The organism is Streptosporangiales bacterium (assembly GCA_009379955.1).
Classification (GTDB): Bacteria; Actinomycetota; Actinomycetes; order Streptosporangiales; family WHST01; genus WHST01.
Window position 1 is genome coordinate 1 of sequence record WHST01000004.1, and the last position, 17,535, is coordinate 17,535.

Annotated in this window: 16 protein-coding genes and 2 tRNA genes; 2 read left to right on the forward strand and 16 right to left on the reverse strand. The window is 70.4% G+C overall.

Annotated elements, in window-relative coordinates:
* Window positions 1-604 (forward strand): tyrosine-type recombinase/integrase (locus GEV10_01900; GenBank protein MQA77231.1); only part of this gene is annotated, 604 nt, incomplete at its 5' end.
* Between the two features lie 53 nt (window positions 605-657).
* On the opposite strand, the gene GEV10_01905 is transcribed toward GEV10_01900, so the two are convergent.
* From GEV10_01905 to GEV10_01955, 11 genes are all read right to left on the reverse strand, one after another.
* Window positions 658-730, reverse strand: a tRNA-Arg gene (locus GEV10_01905).
* 52 nt (window positions 731-782) lie between these two features.
* On the reverse strand, window positions 783-2,372 hold the full coding sequence (locus GEV10_01910; protein MQA77232.1) for an MFS transporter: 1,590 nt from the start codon (window positions 2,370-2,372) through the stop codon (window positions 783-785).
* 29 nt (window positions 2,373-2,401) lie between these two features.
* Window positions 2,402-3,211 carry an SRPBCC domain-containing protein gene (locus tag GEV10_01915; GenBank protein ID MQA77233.1) on the reverse strand — a complete coding sequence of 270 codons (810 nt, stop codon included), beginning with the start codon at window positions 3,209-3,211 and terminating at the stop codon, window positions 2,402-2,404.
* Entirely contained in the window at window positions 3,208-3,810 is a 603-nt protein-coding gene (locus GEV10_01920; protein ID MQA77234.1) for a helix-turn-helix domain-containing protein, read from the reverse strand. The genes GEV10_01915 and GEV10_01920 overlap by 4 nt, the downstream gene beginning before the upstream one ends.
* A 95-nt stretch (window positions 3,811-3,905) precedes the next feature.
* Window positions 3,906-6,005 (reverse strand): hypothetical protein, encoded by a 2,100-nt coding sequence (locus GEV10_01925; GenBank protein ID MQA77235.1) that lies wholly within the window; start codon window positions 6,003-6,005, stop codon window positions 3,906-3,908.
* Between the two features lie 12 nt (window positions 6,006-6,017).
* Window positions 6,018-6,332, reverse strand: coding sequence for a hypothetical protein (locus tag GEV10_01930; GenBank protein ID MQA77236.1), 315 nt, complete (start codon window positions 6,330-6,332; stop codon window positions 6,018-6,020).
* A gap of 77 nt (window positions 6,333-6,409) precedes the next feature.
* On the reverse strand, window positions 6,410-7,951 hold the full coding sequence (locus GEV10_01935; protein ID MQA77237.1) for a tripartite tricarboxylate transporter permease: 1,542 nt from the start codon (window positions 7,949-7,951) through the stop codon (window positions 6,410-6,412).
* Window positions 7,952-7,980: 29 nt separating this feature from the next.
* Window positions 7,981-8,481 carry a hypothetical protein gene (locus GEV10_01940; GenBank protein MQA77238.1) on the reverse strand — a complete coding sequence of 167 codons (501 nt, stop codon included), beginning with the start codon at window positions 8,479-8,481 and terminating at the stop codon, window positions 7,981-7,983.
* Window positions 8,478-9,302, reverse strand: a complete 825-nt coding sequence (locus GEV10_01945) for a tripartite tricarboxylate transporter substrate binding protein (GenBank protein MQA77239.1) — start codon at window positions 9,300-9,302, stop codon at window positions 8,478-8,480. The genes GEV10_01940 and GEV10_01945 overlap by 4 nt, the downstream gene beginning before the upstream one ends.
* 228 nt (window positions 9,303-9,530) lie before the next feature.
* Window positions 9,531-10,316, reverse strand: a complete 786-nt coding sequence (locus GEV10_01950) for an enoyl-CoA hydratase (protein ID MQA77240.1) — start codon at window positions 10,314-10,316, stop codon at window positions 9,531-9,533.
* Window positions 10,316-11,545: a CoA transferase gene (locus tag GEV10_01955; GenBank protein MQA77241.1), complete on the reverse strand. Its 1,230-nt coding sequence runs from the start codon at window positions 11,543-11,545 to the stop codon at window positions 10,316-10,318. Before GEV10_01955 ends, GEV10_01950 begins: the two co-directional genes overlap by 1 nt.
* 67 nt (window positions 11,546-11,612) lie before the next feature.
* On the opposite strand from GEV10_01955, the gene GEV10_01960 reads away from it, so the two are divergent.
* Window positions 11,613-12,470: a helix-turn-helix domain-containing protein gene (locus GEV10_01960; GenBank protein ID MQA77242.1), complete on the forward strand. Its 858-nt coding sequence runs from the start codon at window positions 11,613-11,615 to the stop codon at window positions 12,468-12,470.
* Window positions 12,471-12,480: 10 nt separating this feature from the next.
* On the opposite strand, the gene GEV10_01965 is transcribed toward GEV10_01960, so the two are convergent.
* The 5 genes from GEV10_01965 to GEV10_01985 all read right to left on the reverse strand — a co-directional run bounded on the left by GEV10_01965 (window position 12,481) and on the right by GEV10_01985 (window position 17,474).
* Complete coding sequence (locus tag GEV10_01965) at window positions 12,481-12,837, reverse strand: VOC family protein (GenBank protein MQA77243.1); 357 nt, start codon at window positions 12,835-12,837, stop codon at window positions 12,481-12,483.
* Between the two features lie 70 nt (window positions 12,838-12,907).
* Window positions 12,908-14,452, reverse strand: coding sequence for a family 20 glycosylhydrolase (locus tag GEV10_01970; protein MQA77244.1), 1,545 nt, complete (start codon window positions 14,450-14,452; stop codon window positions 12,908-12,910).
* Between the two features lie 156 nt (window positions 14,453-14,608).
* Window positions 14,609-14,700, reverse strand: a tRNA-Ser gene (locus GEV10_01975).
* A gap of 41 nt (window positions 14,701-14,741) precedes the next feature.
* On the reverse strand, window positions 14,742-15,758 hold the full coding sequence (locus GEV10_01980) for an Ion channel protein (protein ID MQA77245.1): 1,017 nt from the start codon (window positions 15,756-15,758) through the stop codon (window positions 14,742-14,744).
* Window positions 15,759-15,842: 84 nt separating this feature from the next.
* On the reverse strand, window positions 15,843-17,474 hold the full coding sequence (locus tag GEV10_01985; GenBank protein MQA77246.1) for a long-chain-fatty-acid--CoA ligase: 1,632 nt from the start codon (window positions 17,472-17,474) through the stop codon (window positions 15,843-15,845).
* Window positions 17,475-17,535 lie beyond the last annotated feature (61 nt).

Consider the following 17,535-nt stretch of genomic DNA (forward strand, 5'->3'; position numbering starts at 1 on the left):
AGCAGACCGATGCGTTCCTCGACACCGCCATCGACGATCCCTGGTATCCGGTGTAGGCGAGCGTCGCGGCGAGGGATGTGGCCTGCGCTGGTCCGACGTCGACCTGACCGACGGACGGCTGTGGGTGCGGCAGCAGGTCATCTCGGTCGCCGGGCAGCTGCACGTGACCGTGCCGAAGACGCCCGCCGGCCGCCGCCAGGTAGCGCTCGACGCTGGTACCGTCCGAGTGCTCGCCAGGCACCGCAAGGCCATGGCTGGGTACGACTCGGACTTGGTGTTCTGCGCGCCGGACGGCGACCTGCTGATACCCGACCTGGTCACAAGACGGCTCCGTGCCTTGGCGGAACAGGTCGGCCTGCCGCCGGTGCGGCTGCACGGGTTACGGCACGACGCCGCCACGTTGCTGCTGGCCGCTGGTACGGAGATGAAGGTGGTCCAGGAACGACTCGGGCACACCCGCTACGCGACGACGGCGGACTTCTACACGACCGTGCTGCCCAGCCTGGATCGCAATGCGGCTGAGGCCGCCGCGGCGCTGGTACCCCCGTCGCGCGGCGTGAAGGAAGTGTGGAACCACACCGGAACCACACACGTGACGGGCTAGAGACGACGCTGGCCTGGGCGGCGTAAACGCCCAGGCCAGAACGGTTCGGTGAGCGCGCTCGGAGGGATTCGAACCCCCAACCTTCTGATCCGTAGTCAGATGCTCTATCCGTTGAGCTACGAGCGCAGACGCAAGTGTCGATTGTAGCGGGTACGTCTCGACACCGGTCAGCGGATTGTCAGGTCGTCACCGCCGCCGGCGCCTGAGTCGGGGCGTCGGTCGACACCTCGGACGCGCCCGTTGCCGGGAGGTGCTTGAGGGTGACGGCCGCGAGGACGGCCAGGGCCAGGAGGGTGACTGCGCTCACCGCCATCGTGATGCCCATGGCCGTCGTGAACGTCGCCTGCGCGGTCACCAGCAGGGCGCGGCCGGCGGCCTCGGGCAGGGTGTCGGCGACCCAGGCGGCGCCGGCGATGCTCTCCCTCGCGGTGCCGACCATGTCGGCCGGCACCGCGCCGGGGATGCCGTCGGCGAGCAGCGTGCGGTAGATCCCGGCGGCGAGACTGCCGACGCCGGCCAGGCCGAACGCCATGCCGAGCTCCTGGCTCGTCTCGGAGATCGACGACGCCGATCCTGCCTGCTCCGGCGGGGCGGATCCGATCACCAGGCCGACGCCGAGTCCGCCGGGCAGGCCCATCCCGAAGAGCGCCAGGGTGAAGCCGCCGATCACGAGTGCGAGGCCGTTGTCGGCGACACCGGCGACCACGAGGAGGCCGGCCGCGGCGACGACCATGCCGAGCGCCATCACGTACCCCGGACGCATGCGCTGGGCGAGGGCCGGGCCGGTCATGATGCCGCCGAGCATCGCGACGGTCGCGGGCAAGGTCGCCAGTCCGGCGAGCAGTGGTGCGAGGCCCTGGACGAGCTGGAGGTACTGGGTGACGAGCAGGAAGGTGCCGCCCATCACGATCCCGCCGAGGAGCATGACCACGAGCACGGCGCTGAACGAGCGGTGGCGGAACAGGCCCAGGTCGAGCAGCGGGTCGGTCAGCCGGCGCTGCCTGGCCACGAACGCGATCCCCATGACGACGCCCGCCACGATGGTCCCGACCGCGATCGGCTGCACGCCGTCCTTGGCGAGGTCCTTGAGGCCGTAGACGAACGGCAGGATCGCGGCGAGTGACAGCGCCACACTGAGTGGGTCGATGCGGCCCGCGGCCGCATTGCGGGACTCGGGCACCAGTCGGGGAGCCGCGAGCAGCAACACGGCCATCACCGGGACGCCGATGAGGAACACCGAGCCCCACCAGAAGAACGCGAGCAGCGCGCCGCCGATCACCGGGCCGAGCGCGCCACCGACCATGATGCAGCTGAACAGCGCGGCGATCGCCGTGCCGCGTTGCCGCGGATCCGTGAACAGGGTGCTCACGAGGGCGAGTGCCGACGGCATCAGCGTCGCGCCGGCGATCCCGAGCAGCACCCGGGCCGCGATGAGCATGCCGGGGCTGACCGAGAACGCCGCGACGATCGAGGCGACGCCGAACGCCGCCGCGCCGATGAGCAGGACGCGCCGTCGCCCGATCCGGTCGCCGAGCGTGCCCATGGTCACCAGGAACCCGGCGACCATGAAGCCGTAGATGTCGGTGATCCAGAGCTGCTCGACGCCGCTCGCGCCGAGGTGCGCGCTGAGTTCGGGCAGGGCGACGAGGAGGACGCTGAGGTCGAGTGACACCAGCAGGGCCGGGAGCGCGAGCACGGCGAGCCCGAGCCACGCGCGTCCCGCAGATGACACGGTGTCGGGGGCTGCTGACGTGTTCATGGTGGTCATCTCCGTCTCCTCAGTTTCGTGCCGGGGCGTCAGACGCCGGGCGCGGTGGTCGGGAAGTGCTCGCTCATCCAGGCCCGCCAGGCGCTTTCCTCGCGCGTCGCGGTGCCGGTGGTGTCGTCGCCGAACAACGAGAGGTGGACCTCGGTCCATGGGCTCGCGCCGTACGTGGCGATCGATGCGAGCCCGGGTGCGGGCTCGTCGATCCGCAGGAGCAGGTCGCTGCGGTGCACGCCGGGCCGTACCTGCTCCACGACCCCCGCGAGCCGCGGGACCCCTGGCCCGTTCGTGTCGGCCGGCTCACCGGACGACACCCCGTCGAGGCCCAGGGTCGTGAGCAGCTCACGCCAGGCCTGCTGCTGTGTCCCGCTCGCCCGACCGAACGCTCGCAGGGATGCGCCGTGCCACCCGGCGAAGTGCGTGAGGTAGAGCCGCAGGCTCTCCAGCGCCGTCCGCATGCCCTCGGCGAGGCCGTCGAGCTCGTCGTCCCACGTCTCGCCCTCGCCGAACCCGCTCATCACCATGCGCACGGCGCAGGTGCCGCCGTCGCGTGCGCGGACGATCCACTCGGTGGCGAGGGCGCCGGCGTCCCCGCCCGCGCGCCAGGACGTCTCGGTGACGAACCGGTGCGGTGGATCCCAGCCGGTGACCGTCCCCGGCTCGCTGAAGCCCGATCCCATGTCGAACGAGAACGCGCCGCCCTCATGCTCCTCGACGCGCGTCGGGTGCAACCACGCGCTGATGCCGGGACCCGTGGCGATCGCCTCCCAGACCTGTTCTGGCGTGCCGGGCACCTCGACCTCGAGGTCGAGGGCGCAGTGTCGGCGGTCGGGGCTGTTCATGAGGTCTCCTCGTCGGTCTCCGGGGAGGGCACGGGGTGGGCGGCCACGACGAGGCGGTGCGTGCGCCCCGCGGGTGCCGACGCGTCGTGGTAGCGCGCGGTCAGTGCGGTCACGGCCTCGCTGAGCTCGTCGGCGAACGCAGCGCGTTCGGTGGTGGAGCGGAAGCGGATCACGGTGTCGATGGTCAGTGTCGCCAGTCGCTTGTCCTGGCGCTCGGCCCTGCGGGCCATCGCCGCGACCTCGCGGATGATGCGCGCGGCCACGGCGATCAGATAGCGCCCGGACATCCGGTCGGACACGCGACGGGGGTCGCTGGCTGCGTCGCCGAGGGCCGCCGGGGACACGACGTACGACGACGCCGTCGCGACGAGTAGCCGCTCGGTGAGCCCGCCCCAGCGGCGCTCCCGCACCTGCTCGACGAGGCCGTGGGCCTCGAGCGAGCGCAGGTGGTAGTTGATCTTCTGCCGACTCAGCCCGGTGCGCGCGGCCAGCGTGGCGGCGGACCCCGGCTCGACGAGAGCGGCGAGCAGGCGTGCCCGCACGGGGTCGAGCGCCACGACCGCGGCGGCCGGGTCATCGATCACTTCGACATCGAACATGTGCGCAAGCAGACCATTGACAAGAATAGTTGTCAAGGGCTGACCTGCAGGGCAGACCCGCGGTTGTGAGCCGCCTCAGCGGTGAGCGAGGTCGCTCAGCACTGCTCGCCTCGCGCGGTGACGGTCGTGATCTCTGACATGCGCTCGGTGATCTCGGCGGGGTCGTCGAGCTCCCCGTAGGCGAGATCCTGAAGGGTCAGCAGGACGTTGTGCCCGTTTCCGGCCTGCCCCGACGCGATCGCATCGACGACGTCGTCGGGCGATTCCGCCGCGGCGATGTGCAGGCTCCGGGCGGCGGAGGCGTCGCCCGGAGCCGCCGAACCGGTGATATCGGCCAGGTCGCCGCCGTCGCGGTGGTCCCCGAGATAGTCCGCGATCTCCTCGGGGGTGGCCTCGCTCCCGAAGATCCGATCCGCGGTGCTCAGGTCGCTGTCGTTGACGCGGTCGGTGACGACCTGGAGGGCTTGGTCGCGGATCTCCTCGACCTGAGCGTCGTCGAAGGTCAGTGTGACGTCGGAGTCGCCGTCGATCCCGCTGGTGTCGGTACCCGACGCATCCAGGAACCCACGCACGTAGTCGTCGTCGATGCCTCTGAGATGGAGCGCATGTGTCGTGTCGACGACCTCGCCCTGCGCGTCCTCCTCGACCGTGGAGACCTGGGTGACACCGTCGTTCCTGCTGACCTGTGAGTAGTCGATGGTGCCATCGGCGTGCTGGGTGGTCTGCATCTGTGCCTCGGTGTCGAGCTGCTCGGCGGACAGCGAGAACCGACCGAGCCGCGCCTCGAACGCCGACGAGTTGGTCGAGGTCGTCAGGTCGGAGATCGTCTCGTCGGCCGTGCCGTCCGCGCCGCTCGCCGGCAGCTCCCCGGTGACCAGGAACCGTTGGTACGCGTCCCAGCCGGCAGGCGTGGTGACGTCGACGTCGACCGTCCTGAGCCTGCCGTCGGTGAACGACGAGGAGGCGCCGATGCCGATGTACGCCTTGTCGAAGCCGATGCCGACGCCTCCAGACCTGCTGATGACGTCCTCGTCGCCGACGCTGATGCGCATCGTGCCGTCACCCAGAGCCTCGATGCTCGAGCTGACCCGCTCGCCCTCCCGGTAGCCGAGGCTGGTCTGGAGGGCGCCGTACGCGACCGCGAGTCCGCTGCCGGTGTAGTCCTCTTCGCCGAGGGTGATCGCCGCGCCGGGCGGGATCGACCGCGGATCGATCGGGCTGACCGGGTCCTCCCCCGCGTCGGCGATCGCGTCGGCGGTCGTCGGATCGGTCGTGACCGAGTAGGTCATCTCGGTGCCCGAGTAGGAGCTCGGGACGATCCCCAGACTCTTCAGCCGCGCGACGACCTCCGTGTTCATCCGGACGTCGGCGGACACGCTGACCGTGACCTTGGCGGCCCCCGAGCCGTCGAGGGAGCAGGAGCCCTTGCTCGCCGTGTACGTGGTGACCGTGGAGTACGGACCGGCTCCGGTGGAGTTCGAGACCGAGTACGAGCCCGGCCACGGCAGGAGGTAGGCGATCTCCCTGCCGTTGCCGATGGCCGGCCCCTGGGTCGGGTAGGCGGCGCCCTCGATGAGGGGCATGGGGGTCGTGGACGACCAGTAGGCTCGCGCGTTGGCGGCGAGAGCGACGTCGACGACGGCGGCCACGTACTCGGACGCGTTACCGCGCAGCGCGGTGGCGTCGGCCGTGTCGCTGAACCGCACCGTGCTCGCGGAGATCCGGTCGAGCAGCGTCGTTGCCACGGTGTCCGCCTGCGCGGCGAATACCACCGCGCCCCTGGCCGCGTTCGTGATGCGCGGGCCGTCGAGTGGTGAGAGTGAGGTCAGACCCTCGCCCGAGAGTGTGAGGTCGTCGTCGAGGGTGACACCCAGGTGCTCCGCCTCCCGCACCGCGGACCGCAGCATGCCTTGCGCGCTGTCCAGGGCCGCTGCCAGCGCCGAGACGATCTCCCTCGCCGCCGACATGCGGAGCGCGCTGATGCTCAGCGCACTGGTGTTGATCGAGACGGTGGTCAACGCCGCGGGTTGACCCTCACCGGTCCATGCCGCTCCGCCGGCGAGAGGCGACTGGACCTCGTCGGTGACCCTCGTGCAGCCCTCGCCGAAGTGCCGGTGAGCCCCACCGAACGACTCAGCGACCTGGTGCAACGCGGAGACGTCGACGTTCAGCAGGCTCGACACTGTGAGACCCATGCGCCGCCACCTTCAGAGGACGGTGACCGGTGAGTGCCGGAACAGGCCCGCACTCACGGTGTCCGTGGCGTCGTAGGTGTTCGCCGTCTGCACGAGCTTGCCGCCGACGCTCTCGACCGCCGCCGACGCCGTTATGCCGTTCGCACGCCAGTAGGTGAGGCAGAACGTCAGTGATCCGTACGCTGCCAGGCCCTCGATATTCGCCGCACCGACGAGATCCTCACCGTCGGCGAGCCTGCCGTCGACCTTGCGGAGCACCGACGCGCCGATGTCGCCGGCCGCCTTGCCCATCGCCGTGACCGCCGGTGGACGCATGGTGACACTCATGAGGCGTTCCCTTCGCGAGGCACGTGAACGGAGGCCTGCGACGCTCGAGCGGTGACCGCGGTTCCCGCCCGCGGGGGTCACCGCTTCGACAGCACGCGTGGTTCGTCGTCCGGTGCCTGGCGGCGCCTGCGGCGGACGAACGACGTCAGGACCGGCGCGACGCACAGCGCCAGCAGGACGAACAGCAGGGTGAGCGACACCGGCCGCTGGACGAAGATGCCGAAGCTGCCGTGGGAGATGATCATGCTCTGCCGCAGCGTCTCCTCGGCCATCGGGCCGAGGACGAGCGCGATCACGGTCGCCGCGGGCGAGAGCCCGAACCGGCGCATCAGGAAGCCGAGGACTCCGCAGCCGAGCATGATGCCGACCTCGACGATGCTCGCGTTGATGCTGAACGTCCCGAGCACGCACAGCACGACGATGATCGGTGCGAGGTAGCGGAACGGCACCCGTGCGATGCTCGCGAACAGTGGGATGCAGAAGATGTTGACGACGAGCAGCATCACGTTGCCGAGGTACATGCTGCCGATGAGGCCCCAGGCGAACTCCGGGTTCTGTTCCATCAGCAGCGGCCCCGGCTGCAGTCCCCACATGAGGAAGCCCCCGAGCAGGACGGCGGTCGACGCCGAGCCGGGGATGCCCAGGGTCAGCAGCGGCACCATCGCGCCCGCGGTGGCGGCGTTGTTGGCCGACTCGGGTCCCGCGAGCCCGGCCATCGCGCCCTTGCCGAAGCGTTCCGGGGTCTTCGAGACGGCCTTCTCCACGCTGTACGACATCAGCGAGGCGACCGTCGCACCCGCGCCCGGGGTGACGCCGGTGAAGAAGCCGAGGATCGAGCCGCGCACGATCGCCCAGCGCGACTCGACCCAGTCGGCCGCGGTCGGCCAGAAGCCGCGACGGCCCGTCCTGACACCGAAGTACGCGAGATTCTCCCGGTGCCCGCCCTGGTACAGCGTCCACAGCACCTCGCCCACGCCGAACAGGCCGATCGCGACGGGGACGAAGTCGATGCCGTTGATCAGCTCGGACGAGCCGAACGTGTAGCGCTGCGCGCCGCCGCCGATGTCGATGCCGACCGTCGCCAGTGCGAAGCCGAACAGCGCCGAGATGACCCCGCGTACCTTGTTGCCGCTGATCACGACGAGCAGGGTCAGCAGCCCGGCGATCACCACGAGGAAGAGCTCGGGCGGACCGAAGCTCGCCGCCACGCGCGCGGTCGCCGGCGCCGCGACGCTGAGCAGCACTGCCCCGATCGTGCCCGCGACGAACGAGCCCACCGCCGCCACGACGAGTGCGGGTCCCGCACGTCCCGCCTTCGCCAGCGGATAGCCGTCGAACGTGCTCGCGACGGTCGCGGACTCGCCCGGGGTGTTGATGAGCACCGAGGTGATGGTGCCGCCGTACATCGCGCCGTAGTAGACGGCGGCGAGCATGACGATGGCGCCCGTCGGATCGAGCCCGAACGTCAGCGGCAGCAGGATCGCGAGCCCGGCCGACGGCCCGAGCCCGGGCATCACCCCGATGATCATCCCGATGCAGACCCCGGCCGTCAGCAGCAGCAGGTTGACGGGCGACAGGACGCCGGCGATGCCGCCGAGGAGGTTTCCGAAGATGTCCATCCGCTAGGCCTCCAGCAGTACGCGTCCGGTCAGAGCATCGGCAGCAGGCCCTTGGGCAGCCCCACGGAGAGGCCGACCTCGAGCAGCAGGTAGGCGGCGGCGGGCGTGCCGAGGCCGACGACGACGATGCGGACGGGATGTCGCCGGTCGAGCAGCCACAGCACGGTGACCATGAACAGGGCCGTGGCGAGCAGGGCACCGAGGGGCAGCAGGAGCACCACGTACGCGACGCCCGCGGCGACGACCAGCAGCATCGTGCGCACGTCCGTGGCCGTGCCGGCACCGTCTCCCGCGGACGGGTCGTCCTCGGTTGCCTTCTCCTTGGCCGGTCGTCGTTGTGCGCGCAGCGCCCACAACGCCGCCGCGGCGCACGCCACGAACGCGGCGCACCCGATGATGCGGGGGAAGAAGCCGGGACCGATCCGGCCGGCGTGGGTGCGCCACTCCAGGCCGAACGCGAGCACCGTGTAGCCGGCGAACAGCACCGCGAGGGCTCCGAGGAAGAGCGTCGCGGAGGGGATCCGGCTCACTTGATCGCCCCCTCCTCCCGCAGGATCCTGGTGAGCTCCTTGCTCGTGGAGTTCAGGTACGTCGTGAAGTCCTTGCCGTACCGCACGTCCTCGGAGAGGTAGTTCTTCGCGACGTAGTCCTTCCACTCCTTGGTCTCGACCACCTTCTTCATGGTCGCGATCCACCAGTCCTGGACGTCCTTGGGCGTGTCGGGAGGCAGGATCATGCCGCGCGGCATCGAGATGAGGCCCTTCAGGCCGAGTGACGTGGCCGTCGGGACGTCCTTGATCACGCCGTGCGGCTTCTTGCCCGTGTAGAGCAGGGCGTTCGTCTTCTTCGCCTCGACCTGCCCGAGCACCTCACCGACGTTGGAGAACGCCGCGTCGAGCGCGCCGGACAGCAGTGCCGTCTGCAGCTGGCCCTCGTCGTTGAACGGGACGTAGTCGATCTTGTAGCCGGACTGCTTCGCGACCTTGGAGTGCAGGATGAAGTCGACGTTGACCGTGCCGATCCCGCCGACCGCGACGGTGCCCTTCTTCTTGGCGAAGTCGACCCACTGCTGCCAGGTCGTAATGCCCGACTTCGGCCGCGTGGTGAAGAGGTAGTCGTCGGTGGCGAACAGGCCGACGGGGGTGAAGTCGGTCGGCTTCCACCCGGTGTCGGCCTGCAGCGGCGTCGTGAGGAACGAGCCCGACGTCGTCGAGATGTTGTACGGGTCACCGCGCTTGCTGAAGAGGTAGCCCCAGCCCGTCGCGCCGCTCCCGCCCTCGCGGTTCTCGACCTCGATGTCGTGCGGGTACAGCTCGTTCTTCTTGATCAGGTCGACGAGGGTGCGCGCCATGATGTCGTTGCCGCCGCCCGGCCCGAACGCGATGGTCCAGTCGAGGTCCTTGCTCGGATAGTCGCTCGTGTCGGATGCGCTCTGGGCGTCGCATCCGACGAGTGCGGTGACGGCGAGCGCCACCGCGACCACCAGACCCCCGAACTTCCGCAGTCTCACGCTCTTTCGCACGATGAACCTCCTCGTTCTGTGCAGGTGCGTGGGCGGCCCGGAACGGCGCCGGCAGAGTCACCGCCAGGTGAAGTCGGGCCTGCGTTTCGCCAGGAAGGCGCGGACGCCCTCGGCGTAGTCGTCGGTGTCGAACGACGAGTTGCGCAGCTGCGTCGTGGCCTCGTCGTCCTCGGTCTGCCCGGCGCAGATCCTGCGCACGATCTCCTTGGTCGCGCGCACGCTGAACTGGGCGCGCGTGGTGACCAGCCGGGCGAAGTCGTACGTGAGCGCCTCGACCTCGTCGACGCCTGTCACCTCGTCGACGAGGCCGAGTCGCGCGGCGGCGGGGGCATCGAGCTGTTCGCCGGACATCAGGATCCATTTGGCCCGCGACGGACCGACGAGGTCGACCAGCCGCCTGGTCGACTCCAGGCTGTAGACCAGGCCGAGCTTGGCCGGCGTGATCGCGAAGCGCCCCCGGTCGTCGCTGAACCGCATGTCGCAGGCGAGCGCGAGGCCGAGTCCGCCGCCGATGCAGTAGCCGTGGATCATCGCGATCGTCGGCTTGCTCAGGCCCTCGAGCGCCCGTTCCGCGGCGGCGACCCGTTCGTTGTAGTGCCGCGCGCTCTCGGCCTCGGCGCGGACGGCCTGGAACTCGGAGATGTCGGCGCCGGACGCGAACGCCTTCGTGCCCGCGCCACGCAGCACGAGGACCGCGATCGACCGGTCGGCGTCGATCTCCTTCAGCAGGTCGGGCAGCGCCCGGTACATCTCGAGCCTGATGGCATTGCGGCTCTGCTCCCGGTCGATGACGAGCGTCGCCACCTCGCCGTCCCGCTCCAGTCGAAGATCGTTGCTACTCATCAGTTCGTGCTCTCCGGTTGCATGTCGGGGTGCTGGTCGTACGCGGCGCCGGACTCGTACAGTCCGGCGATCTCGTCCGCGGTGAGACCGACCTCGGCGAGCACCGACGACGTGTGCTGGCCGAGCCACGGCGCCGGGCCGCGGACGTCGTACGGGAGGCCGCTGAACTTCGTCGGCGGCGCGATCGTGTGCATCGGGCCGATGATCGGGTGCTCGACCTCGGTGACCATGCCGCGCTCCTTGACGTGCGCGTTGTCGAGCGCCTCCGGGTAGGTGAGGACGGGGCCGCCGGGGACGCCGGCGCGGTCGAGCAGCTCGAGCAGCTCGTCGGTGGCGCGCAGCGACGTGATCGCCTCGATCTCGGCCTGCAGCTCGTCGATGTTGGCCATGCGGTCCTCGAGCGTCGCGAAGCGTTCGTCGGTGAGCCACTCGGGCCGGTCGAGGACGCCGGTCACGAGGCGCTGCCAGAGCCGGTCGTTGTTGGCGCCGATCGTCACGAACCCGTCGAGGGAACGGTAGGCCTGGTACGGCGTCGACCGGCGATGCCTGGTGCCGGTCGGCAGCGGCTCCTCGCCGCTCCCGAAGTACGCACCGGACTCCCACACGGTCCACGCGAGACCGGCGTCGACGAGCGAGACGTCGAGGTACTGGCCCTCGCCCGTCCGCTTACGGTGCAGCTCGGCCGCGAGGATCGAGTAGAGCGCCGTCGAGCCGGCGGCGATGTCGTTGATCGCGATGCCGACCTTCGCGGGACGGCCGTCCGGGTGGCCGGTCATCCGCAGGAAGCCGACCATGCCCTGCGCCATGATGTCGAAACCGGGCCGGTCGCGGAACGGTCCGGTCTGGCCGAACCCGCTGATCGAGCAGTACAGGATGTCGGGCCGCAGGGCGCGTACGTCGTCGTAGTCGATGCCGAGCCGGTCGACGACCCCGGGCCGGAAGTTCTCGATGACCAGGTCGGCGCTCTCGGCGAGCTGGAGGAACGCCACCCTGCCCGCGTCCTGCTTGAGGTCGAGCGACACGCTGCGCTTGCTCCGGTTCGGCATACCGAACGGGTAGCTCTCGCCGTTCACCTTCGGGCTCAGCCGGCGCGAGTCGTCGCCCGTGCCCGGCTGCTCGATCTTGATCACGTCGGCGCCGAGCTCGGCGAGGACCATCGTGCAGTACGGCCCGGAGAGGTAGCGGGTGAGGTCGAGGACCCGGAATCCGTCCAGCGGACGCGTTGCCATATTTCCCACCTTATGGGATAGCATCCTGTAGAACAGGAAGCGTAGACGACGTGCGAACGAAGCGTCAATGGCGCGGCACTGGCTGCGCCGGACGGCGGGAGGCGGCGTGACCCATCCGGACCAGGCACCCGCGAGCGGGGGCGGCGTGCAGTCGATCGACCGTGCCGTGGCGGTGCTGCGGTGCTTCGGCCGCCGCACGCCGGAGCTGGGCATCACCGAGATCTCCCGCACCACCGGCCTGTCGACGAGCACCGTGCACCGGCTGCTCTCGGCGATGCAGCACAACGGACTCGTCCAGCCGGCGCCCGGTCGGCGTTACGCCCTCGGCCCGCTGCTCGTCCAGCTGGCACGCAGCGGTGCGTTCCCCACGTCGGTTCTCGACGCCGCGCGTCCGGTGATGCACGAGCTGCGCGACCGGTTCGACGAGACGATCGCGCTGCACGAGCTGCTGGCGTCGAACGACCGCGCCGTCGTCGACCAGGTGGAGAGCCACCAGGAGCTGCGGCGCACGTACACCAACCTCGGCACGCCCATCCCGCTGCCGCTTGGCGCGCCCGGCAAGGTGCTGCTCGCGTACGCGCCCGACGACGTCCGCGAGGCGATCCTGCGCCGGCCGATCCCCCGGGTCACCCCGACCACGGTCACCGACGTCGACGACCTGCGCGCCCAGCTCGAGTCGGTCAGGTCGGACGGCTACGCGATGTCGTTCGCCGAGCGGACGCCCGGGATCAGGACGGTCGCGTCACCGGTGTTCGACCACACGGGACGGGTCGTGGGGTGCGTCAGCATCTGCGGTCCCGAGATCCGCATGCCGCGCTCGCGGATGGACGAGTTGGCGCCGCAGATCGGCGACGCCGCCGCGCGGATCTCCGCACGGCTCGGAGCGACCGGTCAGGACGGGTCCGCGGCCACCCGGGACACGTAGCTCCCTCGGGTCAGTCCAGGCAGAGGCAGAAGGGGTGTCCCGCCGGGTCGAGGAAGACGCGGAACTTCGTCCCCGGCTGGTGCTCGTGCTTGGTCGCGCCGAGATCGAGCACTGCCGCCTCTGCGGCGTCGAGGTCGTCGACGATCACGTCGACATGCATCTGCTGGGGTACGTCCTGGGCCGGCCACCGGGGCCGGGCGTAGGACTCCACCTGTTGGAAGGAGATGCAGTGACCGTAGTCCGCGCGGACGTCGGCCCAGTCGGAGGAGACGTCGACCTTCCAGTCCAGCAGCGCGCCGTAGAACCGCGCGAGGGCGCCGGGATCGGGACAGTCGATGACCAAGCTCGGGAAGCGTGCGATAGCCATGCCAGGCACCGTACGCGCGATTGCGGACGATCGACGTCCGGATAGCACCGCACGTCGACGAGGGTTCGCGTCAGCGGCGCGAGCGGCCTCCGCCCCGCTGCCAGGGGTGCGGTCCGTCGAGCGGCCGGTACTCGACGCCGAGCGCGTCGAGCCGTTCCAGGTGACCGCCCAGCCGCACGGTGAAGTCGTCGTACGACCGGCGCTCGGCGGCCGACCACACCACCTCGGCGAACGCGCACATCCGGGGGAACGCCATGTACTCGACGTGCCGCGCCGTCGGCAGGTACTCGGTCCAGAGCTGGCACTGCGACCCGAGCACGTGCGCGGCCTCCGCCTCGGTGAGCTCGGCGGGGACGGGCTCGTACCCGTACACGCGCTCGAGGGGAAGGGCGGGGCCGCGGATGGCGCGCGGCTCGCGCGGGTCGTCGGACTGGTAGTGGTCGAGGTACGTGTGCGAGCCGGGCGCCATCACGACGTCGTGCCCGGCCCGGGCGGCGGCGATGCCGCCCTCCTCCCCGCGCCACGACATCACGGTCGCACCGGGGGCGAGGCCGCCCTCGAGGATCTCGTCCCAGCCGACGAGCCGGCGGTCGCGTGCGGCCAGCCAGGTGGCCATCTCACGGATGAACCAGCTCTGCAGCTCCTTCTCGTCCGCGAGTCCGCGCTCCGCGATCAGCTGCTGCGCGCGCTTGCTCTTCTCCCACTGGACCTTCGGGCACTCGTCGCCGCCGACGTGGACGTATGTACCGGGGAAGACGTCGAGCAGCTCCTCGTACACGTCCTGGAAGAACCGCAGCGTCGGCTCCTCTGCGTTGAGGACGTTCTCGTTGACGCCCCACCCGGTATGGACGGGTAGTCGCCTGTCGGGGTGGTTGCCCAGCTCGGGGTACGCGGCGATCGCGGCCTGCGCGTGCCCGGGCAGCTCGACCTCGGGCACGACCGTGACGAACCGGTCGGCGGCGTACGCGACGAGCTCGCGCAGGTCGTCCTGGGAGTAGAAGCCGCCGTGCGGCTGGCTGTCGCCGCGCCGCTCTCGGGGCCAGCGCGTCTCGGCCCGGTGCGCGCCGACCTCGGTGAGCCTCGGGTACCGGTGGGACTCGAACCGCCACCCCTGGTCCTCGGTCAGGTGCAGGTGCAGGACGTTCAGCTTGTGCATCGCGAGCAGGTCGACGAAGCGGAACAGGAACGGCTTCGGCATGAAGTGCCTGCCCACATCGAGGTGGGATCCGCGCCAGCCGAAGCGCGGCTGGTCCACGATCTCGACACAGGGCACCTCCCAGCGGGTGCCGGGCAGCGGCGCCGCGCGGAACGCGGCGGCCGGGAGCAGCTGGCGCAGCGACTGGAGGCCGTAGAACACCCCGGCGGCGCTCCCGCCGGTGATCCGCGCCGCGGTCGGCTCGACGGTCAGCTCGTACGCCTCCGCCCCCAGGCGGCCGTCCGTCGCCAGCACCAGCACGTCGGTGTCGGCCGTCCCCGGAGCGAGCGGCAGTGCAGTGGACGGGCCGAGCACGCGTCGCGCGGTCGCGGCCAGGTCGGCGGGACCGGACACGACGGTGTCACCGAAGGTGAACGTGCCGTCGGTCCACCGCACGCTGGAAGGAACAGGAATGATCACGGAGGGCTCCCGCCCGGTTGGGCCACGACGAAGACCAGGCCCGCACAGTAGAGGGCGCGGGTTGTCACGCGGGGGTCCGGGGGTCGTCCCCCGGGTAGATATCGCGGGCCTGTGGGAAGGTGATCGAAGATCACCGAACACCACAGACCAATCCCGCGGAGGCTCCGGGATTTGAACCCGGGAGAGGGCTGTAAACCCTCAACCCGCTTAGCAGGCGGGCGCCATAGACCAGACTAGGCGAAGCCTCCATGACCCCGATGGGGGTCAGGACGAAAGGCTATCAGCGCGGTCATCCGGGCCGCATGTCCGGGAACTGGACGTAGAGGAGCTGGTCGCCGCGGCGGAGCTCGCCGGCGGCGTTGGCCGGGATCGACTCCTCGCGCGAGCCGCGCACGACGGCGATGACGACCTCGGCGACATCGCGGACACCCCGCCCGATCTCGTCCTCGTTGATCGGCCGCTGGCGCAGGTCGAGGCCGGTGCCGTACGAGATGAGGTCCTCGGCGACCGCCGCGATCGTCGGCTTGCGTGCGGCGAGCCCGACGAGGCGTCCGGCCGCCTCCTGGGACGTGATGACCGAACGTGCGCCGCTCTGCTTGAGCAGCGCAACGTTCTCCTCCTCGCGGACGGACGCGGCGATGAACACCGTCTTGCTCTGCTGCCGGACGGTGAGGGTGATCATGACCGCGCTGTTGTCGTCGTGCACGGTGATGAGCACGGCCCGTGCGCGGTCGAGCTCGACCTGGTGGAGCGTCTCGGAGTGCTCGGCGTTGGCCTGGACCGCGGTGATGCCGAGTGCCTGGGCGGAGGCGACGCCTTCGGGCGTCGGGTCGATCGCGACGATCCGGCTCGGGTCGACGCCGTCGGCGATCAGCGTGCGTGCGGCCGCGCGACCCTTCGTGCCGAACCCGCAGATGATCGTGTGGTTGCGCACTTTCGCCCTCCAGCGAGCGACTCGGTACTGCATGCGGCTGCGTTCCGACAGCGCGCTGATCGTGGTGCCGACCAGCAGGATCAGGAACGCGAAGCGCAGTGGCGTGATGACGAGGATGGTGAGCAGGCGCGCCTGCGGGGTCACCGGCACGATGTCGCCGTACCCGGTGGTCGACAGGCTCACGGTCGCGTAGTAGATCGCGCTCAGGAACGTGATCGGCGTGCCCGAGCTGTCCCGGTAGTCGTCCCTGTCGAAGTAGACGAGCAGTGCGGACACCAGGACGATCAGGACGGCGAGGGCGACCCGCCGGGCGATCTCCACCAGCGGCGGACGTTCGCCGCGCAGCGGCAGACGGAGTTCGGACCGGGCCATGGGCAAAGGCTAGTGGTGCGCCCCCTTGCCTCCGGGGACGTGGTCGCCCGAGCCACCACTTCCTCGGACGTCACGCGAGTCAGCTCAGTCGTGCGGGACGGTCTGGACGTCCAGGTCGCCCTCGGCGTAGCGCTGGCGCAGCACCTTCTTGTCGAACTTGCCGACGCTCGTCTTCGGCACGGCGTCGATGAAGGCGAAGTTGTCCGGCAGCTGCCAGCGGGCGAACCGCTCCTCGATCGACGCGCGGAGGTCGACGGGGTCGGTGTCCGCGCCCTCGCGGAGCACGATGGTCGCGAGCGGACGCTCCTGCCACTTCTCGTCGGGGATGCCGACGACGGCCGCCTCGACGACGTCGGGGTGGGCCATCAGGGCGTTCTCCAGGTCGACCGACGAGATCCACTCCCCACCGGACTTGATGACGTCCTTCGACCGGTCGGTGATGGTGAAGTAGCCGCGCGGGTCGATGGTGCCGACGTCGCCCGTCCGCAGCCAGCCGTCGTGGAACTTCGCCTCGTCGTCCTCCTTGTGGTACCGCGCCGTCACCCACGGGCCGCGCACCTCGAGCTCGCCGACCGACTCGCCGTCGGAGGGCATCGCGACGCCCTCGTCACCGGTCAGTCGGTACTCGACCTCGGGCAGCAGCCGGCCCTGGGTGAGCCGGTAGCGCCACCGCTCCTCGCCCTCGGCTTCTCGCGGCGGGATCGCGACGCTCGCGACGGGCGACGTCTCGGTCATGCCCCAGGCATGCCTGATCGGGATGCCGAACTCGTGGTCGAAGCCCTCCATCAGCGACCGCGGCACCGCGGACCCGCCGCAGGGCACCATCCGCAGCGACGACAGGTCGACGTCGTGGCCGCGGGCGTACTGCAGCAGGTCGTTCCAGATCGTCGGCACGGCGCCCGCGACGGTCGGCCGCTCGGCCTGGATCATCGCGGCGAGCGGCTCGCCCTGCAGGAACCGTTCGGGCATGAGCAGGTCGGCGCCGATCAGCACCGCGGCGTGCGCGAGGCCCCAGGCGTTCGCGTGGAACATCGGGACGACGGGCAGCACCCGGTCGAGCGGGTCGAGGCCGAGCGCGTCGCCGCGGCAGATGGCGCTGGCGTGCAGGAAGGTCGACCGGTGGCTGTAGACGACGCCCTTCGGCCGGCCGGTGGTGCCGCTCGTGTAGCACATGCTCGCGGCCTGACGCTCGTCGACGTCGGGCCACTTGAACACCGGTTCCGCGGCCGCCAGCAGGTCGTCGTACCGGTGCACCTCGACGCCGTCGGCCTGCACCGTGGCGAGGTCGGCGTCGCCGACCACCAGCACGTGCCGCACCGTCTTCAGGTGCGGCAGCAGCTTGCCGAACGGCGCGGCGAGCGTGCTGTCGACGATGACGACCTCGTCCTCCGCGTGGTTGGTGACGTAGGCCATCTGCTCGGGGAACAGCCGGATGTTGATCGGGTGCAGCACCGCGCCCATCGCCGGCACGGCGAAGTACGCCTCGAGGTGCTCCTGGTCGTTCCAGCAGAACGTGCCGACGCGCTGGTCGCCGGTGATGCCGAGTGCGCGCAGGGCGCCCGCCAGGCGCGCGGTGCGTTCACCCAGCTCCGCGTACGTGGCGGACCTGGCGCCGTCACCCGTCCAGGTCAGTACGCGCGACTCGCCGTGCACCACCGAGCCCTGACGCAGGATCATCGCGACGGTCAGCGGGACGTCCATCATCGTGCTCTGCATCGCAGGCTCCCTTGCCCAGACGGCGCTGCCCCTGATGATGCCGCACGCCGGGAGCGTTGTC